Genomic DNA, 11,849 nt, shown 5'->3' on the forward strand with positions numbered 1-11,849 from the left:
GATCCGATTCAACCCACATCGGACGCCATCCCCGCCGAAATCGAGGGTGTGACATGCACCGACGGCGCTCAGTCGAAGACCGGGTCCTCGTTCCTGGTGCGCTTGAGCTCGAAGAAGTGCGGGTAGCTCGCGAGCGCGACGGATCCGTCCCACACTCGGCCCGCATCTTCCCCACGCGGAATCCGCGAGAGCACCGGCCCGAAGAACGCCACCCCGTTGACGTGGATGGTCGGTGTCCCGACGTCGGGACCGACGGCATCCATCCCCGCCGCATGGCTGACGCGCAGTTCCTCGTCGAAGCTGTCGGTGTCCGCTGCGGCGGCGAGATCGGCCGGAAGTCCGACCTCCTCGAGCGATTGCGCCACGACTCGCCCGAAGTCCTTGTCCCCGCCGTTGTGGATGCGCGTGCCCAGGGCGGTGTACAGCGGTGCGAGCACCTCGTCCCCGTGTGCACGGGCCGCGGCGATCAGGACACGGACCGGGCCCCAGGCGGAGGCCATCAACTCGCGGTACTCCTCGGGCAGATCCCGGCCCTCGTTGAGCACCGCCAGGCTCATGACGTGGAAGTGCACGTCGATGTCGCGCACCTTCTCCGCCTCCAGGATCCATCTCGAGGTGATCCAGCACCACGGGCACAGCGGGTCGAACCAGAAATCTGCCCGGTCCCGTCCGGTCTCACTGCTCACGCCGGTCTCACTGCTCACGTGCATTCTCCCTGTCGTCGTCTGTCGCGGTCGCCGTTCGCACGGTGCACCTCGTCCATCCCAACACCACCCCGGCGAGATTGCTTCCGCACGTCTCCTCGAGCAGTACGCTCGAGGAGACGGCAGCGACCGTTCCGAGCTCGGCAGAGCCTGCCCGGCGGAGCGGATCCGAAGGGAGTGCACTGACATGACCACCGATCGCACCTTCGTCGTGGTAGGCGGCGGACTGGCCGGCGCGAAGACCGCGGAGGCGCTGCGCGACAACGACTTCGACGGCCACATCGTACTCTTCGCCGGCGAGGAACATCTCCCCTACGAGCGTCCACCGCTGTCGAAGGAACACTTCACCGGCCGCAAGCCACTCGACGACTTCACCGTGGCCACCGGCGACTGGTACCGCGACCACAATGTGGAACTACGGATCGGGACCACGGTCACGGGTCTCGATCCGCGTGCACACACGATCACCCTTCCGGATGGCAGCACGGTCGGCTACGACACACTGGCGCTGGCGACGGGATCTCGCTCCCGGCGCCTTCCGCTGCCGGGAGCCGATGCCTCGGGTGTCCACCATCTCCGGACGATCGACGAGGCGGACGTACTGATCGGCGCCGTCGAATCCGGCACCCGTCTCGTCGTGATCGGCGCGGGCTGGATCGGTCTCGAAGTCGCCGCCTCCGCCCGGACCCGCGGCGCGTCGGTGAGCGTGGTCGAAGCTGCCGAGGTACCCCTGTTCGCGGCGCTGGGCACCGAGATGGGCACGGTGTTCGCGGAACTTCACCGCGCGCACGGCGTCCAGCTGTTCCTCGGTACCTCTGTCCGGGAGATCGTCACCGAGGGCGGCCGGGCCACCGGGGTCCGACTCGGCGACGGGGGCCACGCTCGCCGCGGACGCGGTCCTGGTCGCCGTCGGGGCCGTCCCGAACATCGAACTCGCCGAGGGCGCAGGACTGGAACTCGCCGACGGTGGCGTCGCCGTCGACGCCTCCCTGCTCAGCAGCGACCCCGACATCGTCGCGGTCGGAGACATCGCCGCACAGCAGCACCCCACGCTCGGCGCACGGATCCGAGTCGAACACTGGGCGAACGCGCTGAACCAACCGGCCGTTGCCGCCGCGACGATGCTCGGGCGGGCGGCCGAGTACACCAATCTCCCCTACTTCTTCACCGACCAGTACGACCTGGGCATGGAGTACGTCGGCTACGTTCCTGCCGGCGGCTACGCCCGCGTCGTGACCAGAGGCGACGTGGCCGCGCGCGAGTTCGTCGCCTTCTGGCTCGACGAGAACGACGTGGTGCTGGCCGGGATGAACGTCAACGTGTGGGACGTGACGGACGACGTGAGATCCCTGATCGGGTCCGCGCGCCCGGTCTCGGTCGACCGGCTCGCCGATCCGTCGGTGCCGCTGCCAGACCTGGTCTCCTGAGTCACGGGCATCCTCGCCGAACCGTGCTGGTCGCGAGTGGCGCCCGGTCGTGATGGGATGGTGGCGACCGAACTCACCACCGCGTCACGCCCGACCCGAGGAGGCATCCGTGGCCCCACCGAATCTGACCCGCGAGCAGGCAGCCGAACGTGCGGCGCTCCTGCAGGTGGACCAGTACGTCATCGATCTGGACCTGACGGACGGTGACGGCGCTCCGGGAGAGGGCACCTTCCGATCTACCACCACGGTGACGTTCACGGCGGAACCCGGGACCTCCACCTATATCGACCTCGTTGCCGCACAGGTACATTCGGCCGCCCTCAACGGGGTCGCACTCGACGTCACGGGGTACGACGAGGCCACGGGCATCCCGCTCGGGGACCTGGCCGCGACGAACGAGCTCGAGGTCGTCGCGGACTGCCTCTACTCGCACACCGGAGAGGGGTTGCACCGGTTCGTCGATCCGGCGGACGGCGCGGTGTACCTGTACACCCAGTTCGAAACGGCCGACGCCAAGCGGATGTTCGCGTGCTTCGACCAACCGGATCTCAAGGCGACGTTCGCGGTGCGGGTCAGCGCTCCGCCCGAGTGGCAGGTCGTCTCGAACGCCGAGGTGGTACACACGGTGGCCGACGAGCCGGGCCGGCACGTCTTCCGGCCCACCGAGAAGATGAGCACCTATCTCGTCGCTCTCGTCGCCGGACCGTACGCCCGCTGGACCGACGTCTACTCGGACGAGCACGGCGACATTCCGCTGGGCATATATTGCCGCGCCTCGCTCGCCGAGCACATGGACGCGGACCGCCTCTTCACCGAGACGAAACAGGGATTCGGCTTCTACCACCGCAACTTCGGTGTGCCGTACGCGTTCGGCAAGTACGACCAGTTGTTCGTTCCCGAGTTCAATGCCGGTGCGATGGAGAACGCGGGCGCCGTCACGTTCCTCGAGGACTACGTGTTCCGTTCCAAGGTCACCCGCTACGCCTACGAGCGGCGCGCCGAGACCGTGCTCCACGAGATGGCGCACATGTGGTTCGGCGACCTCGTCACCATGCGCTGGTGGGACGACCTGTGGCTCAACGAGTCGTTCGCGACGTTCGCGTCCGTCCTGTGCCAGGCGGAGGCCACCGAGTACACGAGCGCCTGGACCACGTTCGCGAACGTCGAGAAGTCCTGGGCCTACCGGCAGGATCAGTTGCCGTCGACGCACCCCATCGCGGCCGACATCCCCGACCTCGCCGCCGTCGAAGTGAACTTCGACGGCATCACCTACGCGAAGGGCGCGAGCGTACTCAAGCAGTTGGTGGCCTACGTCGGGCTGGAGCCGTTCCTGGCCGGGCTCCGGTCGTACTTCGCCGACCACGCGTTCGGCAACGCCACGTTCGACGACCTGCTCGCAGCACTCGAGGCGTCGTCCGGACGGGACCTGTCCGACTGGGGCGCCCAGTGGCTCAAGACCACGGGCCTGAACATCCTGCGCCCCGACTTCGACGTCGACGAGGACGGGAACTTCACCCGGTTCTCGATCGTGCAGGAAGGCGCCACCCCCGGCGCGGGAGAGCGACGCGTCCACCGCCTTGCCGTCGGCATCTACGACGACCGGGACGGCAGGCTGGTCCGCGCCCGGCGCGTCGAGCTCGATCTCGACGCGGCCGAGTCGACCGAGGTGCCCGAACTGATCGGGACCCCTCGCGGAAAGCTCGTGCTGGTCAACGACGACGACCTCACGTACTGCTCGGTGCGGCTGGACCCGGTGTCGCTCGACACGGCGATCAGCCGAGTCGGCGACATCGCGGATTCGTTGCCGCGCACCCTCGTCTGGTCGGCGGCGTGGGAGATGACCCGCCAAGCAGAACTCCGGGCCCGCGATTTCGTCGCCCTCGTCGAGCGCGGCATCGGCGCCGAGACGGAGGTCGGTGTGGTGCAGCGGACTCTGCTCCAGGCGCAGACCGCCCTCGGCGCCTACTCCGAGCCCGGATGGGCCGAGGAGCACGGCTGGCCCGGCTTCGCGAACCGCATTCTCGAGCTGGCCCGCGAAGCGAAGGCCGGCTCGGACCACCAGCTGGCATTCGTCAATGCACTGACCACCTCCCAGCTGTCGGCATGGCACCTGGAAGTGTTGCGTGAGCTGCTCGACGCGGACCCGGCGACGGTGGGCCTTCCCGGACTGGTCGTCGACACGGACCTGCGGTGGCGCATCGTCGTCGCGCTGGCCGGGGCGGGAGAGATCGACGCCGACGGTCCGGAGACCCCGTTCATCGATGCAGAGGCCCGGCGCGACGCCACCGCCGCGGGTGCGCGCCATGCGGCGGCCGCGGCCGCCGCCCGGCCGCAGCTCGCGGTCAAGGAGAAGACCTGGGCGACGGTGGTGCACGACGACTCCCTTCCCAACATCACCGCGCGGTCGATCATCGGAGGATTCGCGGCGCCCGGCCAGGACGAGCTGCTCGCCCCGTTCGTCGAGCGCTACTTCGCCGACATCCGCGGAGTGTGGGAGCGCCGTTCGAGCGAGGTGGCGCAGACGGTCGTGGTCGGCCTCTACCCGACGTGGGCGGTCAGCGCGGAGGCGGTGGCTGCGGCCGATCGCTTCCTCGGTGAGGAGTTGCCACCGGCATTGCGGCGCCTGGTGGTGGAGGGCCGTGCCGGGATCGTGCGGTCGTTGGCCGCTCGCGCCTTCGACGCGGGCTGACCGGTACGGGCCCGCGACGAGACGAGGCTTTCGTCGCGGGCTCGGTTCGGTCACGGCGGATCCGGCAGGATCGGCACCTGGACGCCCTGCCGTCGGCCCAATTGCGTGGCGCGGGTGACGGCCGAGCTCCCGAACCGGGATCGCAGGTCGTCGAGTGTGCCGTCGAGCACCGTGGTGTCCCGGATCTCGGCGCCCGTGTCGTCGAAGGGGAGCTCGAGCTGCTCGTCGCCGATGTCGAATCCGGTCACGGACACCCCGATCAGGGTGAGCCCGCGCTGGGCGACGAGCGGCGCCGCTGCTGCCACCAGGTCGCGAGCGGTCTGCAGGATCACCTCGGTCTCCGTGGTGGCGTGGTGCAGGGTGCGGGAGCGAGTGGCGCGGGCGTAGTCGGCGAACCGGAACCGGACGATCACGGTGCGGCACAGGCGCCCGCTGCGCCGCAGCCGTCCTGCCACCCGTTCGACCAGTTGCGTCAGCGTGGCGTCCACCTCGTGTGCGGTGTGAGGCGCGCGCCCCAGCGCGTGCTGCGCGCCGATGGAGCGCCGGCGCCGGCCGGTGTCGATGCGCCGCGGGTCCCGCGCCCACGACAGGGCATGCAGATGCCGAGCCGCGGCGCCGCCGACGGCGAATGCCAGCCGGTCCTCGGGAAACCGGGCCAGTTCGCCCACCGTGTGGATGCCGGCGACGTGCAACTTGGCGGCGGTGACGGCGCCGACTCCCCACAGTCGTTCGACGGGAAGCGGGTGCAGGAACTCGAGCTCTGCGGCGGGTGGCACGACGAGCAGGCCGTCCGGCTTGCCGACCGCACTGGCCACCTTCGCGAGGAACTTCGTGCGGGCCACTCCCACGGTGATCGGCAGGCCGACTTCGGTTCGTATGGCGTCGCGGAGGCGCCGGGCGATGTCGACGGGTTCGCCCGCCGTCCGGCGCAGACCCGCGACGTCCAGGAACGCCTCGTCGATCGAGATCCCCTCGACGAGCGGGGTGGTGTCGCGGAAGATCGCGAACACCTCCTTGCTGGCCTCGGCGTACGCGGACATCCGGGGCGGAACGACCACCGCGTGGGGGCAGGCACGCAACGCCTGCGATCCGCTGGTCGCCGTTCGCACGCCGAACGCCTTCGCCTCGTAGCTCGCCGCCAGGACGACTCCGCCGCCGACGATCACGGGCCGCCCCCGCAGACTCGGGTCGTCCCGCTGTTCGACGGAGGCATAGAACGCGTCGAGGTCGGCATGCAGGATGGACGCCTCCGGCCGGGGCGCCACCGAGTCACTTCCCCGCCCCGTCGCATCCACATCCAACCATTCCGACACGAACACATGTTCGCATCGACCACCGACAAGGGCCGGCGCCGCTACGCTTCCGACCATGGCGCCGCTGCACCGCACCACCCCGAGCGATCCGTGGTTCGTGTCCCTGACCACGGCGCTCGACGCCGACCTGCGCGCGCGGTACGGCGAGGCGCAGGACGCATACGACGCGCACAACGAGATGGATCCCACCGCACGCGTCGTCGTCGCGGTGGCCGGCGCGGTCCCGGTCGGATGCGGCGCCTTCCGCCACCACGCCGAGGGCCTGGTCGAGATCAAGCGGATGTTCGTCGTGCCCGGAGCACGCGGGCAGGGCACGGCTCGGGAGATCCTCGCCGAACTGGAGAAGTGGGCAGCCGCCGACGGCTACACCGGCGCGGTCCTCGAGACGGGCCGGTTCCAACCCGAGTCACTGACCCTGTACGCGCGAGCGGGGTACACCCGCGTCGAGAACTACGGCCCCTACATAGACATGCCGATGAGCGTCTGCCTGTCGAAGTCGTTCGAGCGGGCGTGAATTCGCCGCCGGATCGCTACTCGTGCGGCGGTTCGCCGGTGACACGATGGTCGGCGTGATTGATCCCCTCGGTCACGAGCCGCGCGAGGTGGCCGTCACGGATCCGGTAGATCACCCGCCGACCCTCCCTGCGCGTGTCCACCAGTCCCGTGAGCCGCAGTTTCGCCAGGTGCTGACTGACCGCGGTGCGCGATGCTCCCGAGACCTCGGTCAAGGCCGTGACGTCCGCCTCCCCCCGGGTGAGTTGCCAGAGAATGTGCAGGCGCGTCGGGTCCGCCAGCATGCGGAACGTCTCGGTCGCGGCGTCGAGGCGTGCGCGATCCGGCTCGTCCGGATGGACCAGGCTCGCCGCCCTCGCCACCGGAACAGCTCCCGTCCCCTGCTGCGACACCATCCCTCTTCTCGTCGCCGGTTTCGCCCCGAGCTCGCGCGGCCGTCACTGCTGCGAGTGTAGCCAGGACCGCGAGAAGTACCGCGGCAACGGACTGATCGGCCGCACCGACCCACCCCGCCACCGGATAGGTGACGAGGAAGCAGGCGTGCGACAGCGAGAACTGCGCGGCGAACACACTCGGCCATTCCGCGGGATCGACCTCCCGCCGGAGAATGCGCGGTGTGGGCGTCACGATCGCCGAGGTGGCCGCACCGAGCGCGATCCACACGAGACCCAGCGCCGCGGCAGCGACGGTGGACCCGATCCCGAGGGCGAGCAGCCCGGCGGTCCCGCACAACACGATCGGAACGACCGCTGCCCCCACCGCCATCACCCCCCGATCCGACCGGACCCGCAGCACGCGGGGAATCGCCAGCGCGACAGCCATCGAACCCCCACCGAAGCAGGCGAGCAGGAGCGCGACCATCGTCTCCGATCCGCCCATCCGATCCCGGACGTAGACGACCGTGTTGACGAGCACCAGGCTCGATCCGGCGGCGACGACCATGTTCCGGGCGAGGACCGCACGCAACGCGGGGCGACGCATCATGGTCGCGGACCCGGACCAGATCCGCCTCCGTCCCCCGGCCCCGGCGGGGCGGTCCCCGGAAGGTGCGGCCGGGAGACGCGCAGACAGGACCAGCACGGCGGACGCGGCGAATCCGGCAGCGGTGCCGAGGAACAGCGAATCGTAGGAGAGCACCGTGAGCAGCGCCGCCGCCACCACCGGACTCGCCAGTGCCTCGAGATCGTAGGCGAATCGCGACAGCGACAGCCCCCGGGTGTAGCGCTCCTCGCTGCGGAGCACGGTGGGAATCACCGCCTGGAATGCGGGCGTGAAGGTGGCCGACCCCGCCTGGAGCACGAAGATGAGGGCGTACACGTGCCACACCTGCCCCACGAACGGCAGCAGGAGAACCGTGCCGGCACGCAGGACGTCCGATCCCACCATGAGGACCGGGCGGGGCACCCGGCGTGCCCACACCTCGACCACCGGTGCGACGGCGACATACGCCACCATCTTGATCGCGAGCGCGGTCCCGAGCACGGCCCCCGCCCGGTCTCCGGCGAGATCGTAGGCGAGCAGCCCGAGCGCGACGGTCGTCAGGCCGGTACCGGCGAGCGCCACCACCTGCGCGGCGAACAGTCGCCGGAACACGCGGTCGCGGAGTGGTTCGAGCACGCTTTCCTCCCGGCAGGTCGACACCCGTCGAGAGTACCTCTCATGTGCGCACGTGCGCACTCATATAGTGCGTGTCATCCCACCGGACGGGACGGTCCCGGCTCCTGCTCCGTGGGTGTCCCGCCGTCACGCAGCGGACCGGACTCGGCCGGGCCGGGCCGGACGCGTCCGCCGAGCGTGCGTCCGGTGAGGCTTCCGACCGAGGCACGGGCAGGCAGACGCGACGTCCGCCGGAAGGAGCCCGCGCGCCACCTCGCGACGGCGATCCAGACCGCGATCACGGCGAACACGAGGAGGTAGATGTTCTGCAGGATCGGAGCCACCGGCCAGTCCGGCGGGAAGAGGAACAGACCCACCACCACGCTGTCGGCGCTCCATCGATACGGCCACGCCGCGGTGGCGGCGAAGATCGCGACGATCGGCGCCCACCACCGGGGATTCCGCAGCGCCCGGTCGACCAGGTGGACGAGCAGGGGAACGAACCACACCCAGTGGTGGCTCCAGGAGAACGGGGAAACCACCGCCGACGTCAATCCCGCGAAAGCCACCGCGAGGAGCCGATCGCCCGCGCGGTACGAGGCCACGACGATCGCCATGCTCGCCAGGAAGACCGGGAGGGCCACCGCCAGCCACAACCAGACCGGACCGGGGCCACCCGACAGATGCGCGACCATTCCCCGCATCGACTGGTTCGCCGGGTGGGCGTCCGGTGCGATCCGGGCGGAGTCGAAGAAGGTCTGCGTCCAGTATCGACGCGAATCGTCAGGAAGGATCGCCCAGGAGATCGCGACCGTCGCCGCGAACGTGAGGACGGCGACGGCAACGGCGCGCCATTGCCGCAGCGCTCCGAACACCGTCACGAAGTACACGGGCGTGAGCTTGATCCCGGCAGCGACACCCACCGCGATCCCCCGATACCGGCTGCTCTCGGGTCGGGAGAAGTCCCACAGCACGAGGGCCATGAGCACCAGATTGATCTGTCCGTAGTACAGGGTGGTCCGTACCGGCTCGAGGAACGTCGACCCCAGCGCGATCGCGGCCGAGACCAGCACCAGGTACGGCGTCGTCCGGTACCCGAGAAGGCGCCAGCACAGGACGACAGCCGCGAGAAGCACCGCCAAGTTGAACACGAGCCACGATCCGGCCACCCACGGCCCGGGGATCTTCTCCACCGGGATGAAGACGAGCGTGGAGAAAGGCGTGTAGGTGTAGAGCAGGCCCAGCGTGACCGGACCGGCGTACAGGGGAAGCCCGTTCTGGATCATCCACGCGCCGTCACGGTAGACGAACAGGTCCAATCCACCGCGGAGGATGCCGATGTCGGGGGTCCACGGTCGGACCGTGACCACGAGCAGACCCACCCCGACGAGCGCCCAGAGGGCGAGAGGCAGCGCGGAGCGGAGGCTGAACCTCAGCCTCCGCTCCGCGGGCAGCGCTCGATCGGTGCGCAGGGCGCGCCTACGGCGCTATCGCTGCACTCATCACGCGCAGGGCGCTGACGAGCCCGTCGATGAGATCTCCCTCTGCGAACGACGAGACCGCCGCCGTCACACCGAGTTGCGCGATGCGGTCGGTGACCCGGTCCTGTACGTCCCGTCCACCGCGTACCTCGACGACACGCTGATTCGGCGAGACCGCGATGAGGACGGAACGCTCGGGCTCCGGGGTGTGCGGGAAGATCGCGTTCGCGCCGGCGCCCGTGTCGGCACCCAGATCGCCGACGTAGACGTTGAAGCGGACCTTCGTCGCCCTCGTCGCGGCGGTGAGTGCGTCGTCCAGCTTCACCAGATCGTCGGTGCCGAACGGGAGATCACCCGTGAACGGCTCGCCCGCGCGATGCACCGCCGAGATACGACCACTCGACGTGACGACACTGCCCACCGGCAGCGTGTCGGGATCGACCGTGGGGGTCGGGAAGTTACCACTTGCCATTTGCCGTGCCTCCGATCAGCTCTGCCGGGTCGTTCACCACATGATGGGTTCCGTGGTGACCATGGGTGGTCACCTCGTCCACGGCGCTCCACACGACGGGCGGGTAGTCCCACTTCTCGCCCAGGTGGAATGCCGGCGGCACCGGCCCGATGGTCTTCTTGCCGAACACAGATCCCAGCCCGAGAAGAACGACGATCGCCAACGGAATTGCCACGAATACCAGCGCAGTCTCGAGAATGCTCACAGGGGAAACCGTAGCTCAGAACCCTGCGTCTCCGAGCGACAGGTCCGATTTCTCCGGCCCGTGTCCCCGAATCAGGCAGCGCCCTCGCCGAGGTACTGCGCCCAGGTGGGGTGGAGTTCCTTCGTGGCGGCCAGCAGACGCCAGTGCGGACCGGACGGGGGGACGAGCGCCGAGCGCAGGGTCCAGCCCAGCTCGCTGACCAGTTTGTCCGCCTTGCGATGATTGCACGGGGCGCAGCAGGCGACGCAGTTCTCCCACGAATGCTCGCCGCCGCGGCTGCGGGGCACGACGTGGTCGATGGTCTCCGCCTTCGCGCCGCAGTACCCGCACCGGAAGCGATCCCGGTGCATCAGTGCCGCCCGAGTCATGGGCACCCGGGCCCGGTAGGGCACCCGCACGTAGTTGCGGAGCCGGATGACGGCAGGCACCTGGAGCGACCATTCGGCGGAATGGACGACGGGTGCCAGCGGATCCTCGTGGACGGTGTCCGCCTTGCCGCAGGCCATGAGCACGATCGCGCGGCGCGCAGGAAGGGCGGTGAGTGGCTCGTATGTCGCGTTCAGCAGCAGTACCCGACGTTTGATCCAGTCGGGTACCGGCTCGAACACGGAAGGGGGGCGCGCGAGCTGTGTTTCGGCCGAGTGCAGGACACTCGAATCGGAGCCCGCCGAGGAGGCGGGCTGGGCGGTGATGATCTGAAAAGCGAATGCCCCTGATTCCCGGTCGGCGCGGGCATCAGTGGGCACGAGTTGTCGGTGCGTGCGGGCGCTGTGACGGTTCTTCATGCCACCTCCGGAAGATTGCACCCAGTGGACCACGATTTTCGCCGAGACGCACGCCCATTTTCCCACGACATCGTCGTGGGGTACGGCGCGGCGACACCCCGGTGAACGGTCGATGTCCCCCGCCTTACCGATGTGCCGGTGAGTGCGACCGCGCCCCCACGCGGGCGGACTCCGACTCGCGCAGGCACAATTGAGGGCGAGATGTGGGAGACGAGATGACCGACGTGCAGCAGAGCTTCTACGACGCGGTGGGCGGGGCCGAGACGTTCCGCAAGCTCACCGCCCGCTTCTACGAGGAAGTGGCGAAGGACGAAATCGTCCGGCCCCTGTACCCCGAGGAGGACCTCGGCCCGGCCGAACGCCGGATGCGGATGTTCCTCGAGCAGTACTGGGGCGGCCCGCACACCTACTCGGACGAACGCGGACACCCGCGATTGCGGATGCGCCACCAGCCGTTCAGGATCGGCCCGCTCGAACGCGACGCCTGGCTGCGGTGCATGCACGTCGCCATCGATTCCCTCGACGAGCGGACGCTCGACGCGCCGCATCGCAAGGCCCTGGTCGACTACATGGAGATGGCCGCCGCGTCCATGGTCAATTCCCCGTTCTGACCCGGGTCCCGACA

At 69.3% G+C, this 11,849-nt stretch carries 10 protein-coding genes and 2 pseudogenes; 4 read left to right on the forward strand and 8 right to left on the reverse strand.

The genetic code is table 11. The features are described from left to right. Nucleotides 1-68 precede the first annotated feature (68 nt). The gene (locus G4H71_RS01970; RefSeq protein WP_437438441.1) at nucleotides 69-704 is read right to left on the reverse strand and encodes a mycothiol-dependent nitroreductase Rv2466c family protein; all 636 of its coding nucleotides are present in this window, start codon (nucleotides 702-704) and stop codon (nucleotides 69-71) included. A gap of 187 nt (nucleotides 705-891) precedes the next feature. On the opposite strand from G4H71_RS01970, the pseudogene G4H71_RS01975 reads away from it, so the two are divergent. Continuing rightward, nucleotides 892-2,131, forward strand: a pseudogene (locus G4H71_RS01975) (NAD(P)/FAD-dependent oxidoreductase). A gap of 109 nt (nucleotides 2,132-2,240) precedes the next feature. Further along, nucleotides 2,241-4,820, forward strand: a complete 2,580-nt coding sequence (gene pepN, locus G4H71_RS01980) for an aminopeptidase N (protein WP_072739279.1) — start codon at nucleotides 2,241-2,243, stop codon at nucleotides 4,818-4,820. A gap of 50 nt (nucleotides 4,821-4,870) precedes the next feature. On the opposite strand, the gene dinB is transcribed toward pepN, so the two are convergent. After that, nucleotides 4,871-6,139 (reverse strand): DNA polymerase IV, encoded by a 1,269-nt coding sequence (gene dinB, locus G4H71_RS01985; RefSeq protein ID WP_371842777.1) that lies wholly within the window; start codon nucleotides 6,137-6,139, stop codon nucleotides 4,871-4,873. Nucleotides 6,140-6,188: 49 nt separating this feature from the next. Between dinB and G4H71_RS01990 the strand changes: the two genes are divergently transcribed. Next, nucleotides 6,189-6,647 (forward strand): GNAT family N-acetyltransferase, encoded by a 459-nt coding sequence (locus tag G4H71_RS01990; protein WP_072739278.1) that lies wholly within the window; start codon nucleotides 6,189-6,191, stop codon nucleotides 6,645-6,647. 16 nt (nucleotides 6,648-6,663) lie between these two features. Here G4H71_RS01990 and G4H71_RS01995 read toward each other — a convergent pair whose 3' ends face one another. The 6 genes and pseudogenes from G4H71_RS01995 to G4H71_RS02020 all read right to left on the reverse strand — a co-directional run bounded on the left by G4H71_RS01995 (nucleotide 6,664) and on the right by G4H71_RS02020 (nucleotide 11,224). Further along, complete coding sequence (locus tag G4H71_RS01995) at nucleotides 6,664-7,041, reverse strand: ArsR/SmtB family transcription factor (protein ID WP_083342888.1); 378 nt, start codon at nucleotides 7,039-7,041, stop codon at nucleotides 6,664-6,666. Nucleotides 7,042-7,267: 226 nt separating this feature from the next. Further along, a pseudogene (locus G4H71_RS02000) lies at nucleotides 7,268-8,323 on the reverse strand (MFS transporter); the annotation flags it as partial. Between the two features lie 14 nt (nucleotides 8,324-8,337). Next, nucleotides 8,338-9,612: a glycosyltransferase 87 family protein gene (locus G4H71_RS02005; RefSeq protein ID WP_246442627.1), complete on the reverse strand. Its 1,275-nt coding sequence runs from the start codon at nucleotides 9,610-9,612 to the stop codon at nucleotides 8,338-8,340. A 109-nt stretch (nucleotides 9,613-9,721) separates the two neighbouring features. After that, nucleotides 9,722-10,195, reverse strand: a complete 474-nt coding sequence (locus G4H71_RS02010) for a DUF5130 domain-containing protein (protein WP_072739274.1) — start codon at nucleotides 10,193-10,195, stop codon at nucleotides 9,722-9,724. Beyond that, nucleotides 10,182-10,439 (reverse strand): aa3-type cytochrome oxidase subunit CtaJ, encoded by a 258-nt coding sequence (gene ctaJ, locus G4H71_RS02015; protein WP_072739273.1) that lies wholly within the window; start codon nucleotides 10,437-10,439, stop codon nucleotides 10,182-10,184. Before ctaJ ends, G4H71_RS02010 begins: the two co-directional genes overlap by 14 nt. A gap of 71 nt (nucleotides 10,440-10,510) precedes the next feature. Beyond that, nucleotides 10,511-11,224: an HNH endonuclease gene (locus G4H71_RS02020; RefSeq protein ID WP_254777830.1), complete on the reverse strand. Its 714-nt coding sequence runs from the start codon at nucleotides 11,222-11,224 to the stop codon at nucleotides 10,511-10,513. 215 nt (nucleotides 11,225-11,439) lie between these two features. On the opposite strand from G4H71_RS02020, the gene G4H71_RS02025 reads away from it, so the two are divergent. Further along, nucleotides 11,440-11,835 (forward strand): globin, encoded by a 396-nt coding sequence (locus tag G4H71_RS02025; RefSeq protein ID WP_072739331.1) that lies wholly within the window; start codon nucleotides 11,440-11,442, stop codon nucleotides 11,833-11,835. Nucleotides 11,836-11,849 lie beyond the last annotated feature (14 nt).

The sequence above is a fragment of the Rhodococcus triatomae genome (assembly GCF_014217785.1).
GTDB lineage: Bacteria > Actinomycetota > Actinomycetes > Mycobacteriales > Mycobacteriaceae > Rhodococcus_F > Rhodococcus_F triatomae.

Excerpts from the sequence above, each read along its gene's own strand:
- G4H71_RS01995 (WP_083342888.1), bottom strand. The coding sequence starts at position 7,041 with ATGGTGTCGCAGCAGGGGACGGGAGCTGTTCCGGTGGCGAGGGCGGCG.
- G4H71_RS02020 (WP_254777830.1), bottom strand. The coding sequence starts at position 11,224 with ATGAAGAACCGTCACAGCGCCCGCACGCACCGACAACTCGTGCCCACT.
- G4H71_RS01990 (WP_072739278.1), top strand. The coding sequence starts at position 6,189 with ATGGCGCCGCTGCACCGCACCACCCCGAGCGATCCGTGGTTCGTGTCC.
- G4H71_RS02010 (WP_072739274.1), bottom strand. The coding sequence starts at position 10,195 with ATGGCAAGTGGTAACTTCCCGACCCCCACGGTCGATCCCGACACGCTG.
- G4H71_RS02025 (WP_072739331.1), top strand. The coding sequence starts at position 11,440 with ATGACCGACGTGCAGCAGAGCTTCTACGACGCGGTGGGCGGGGCCGAG.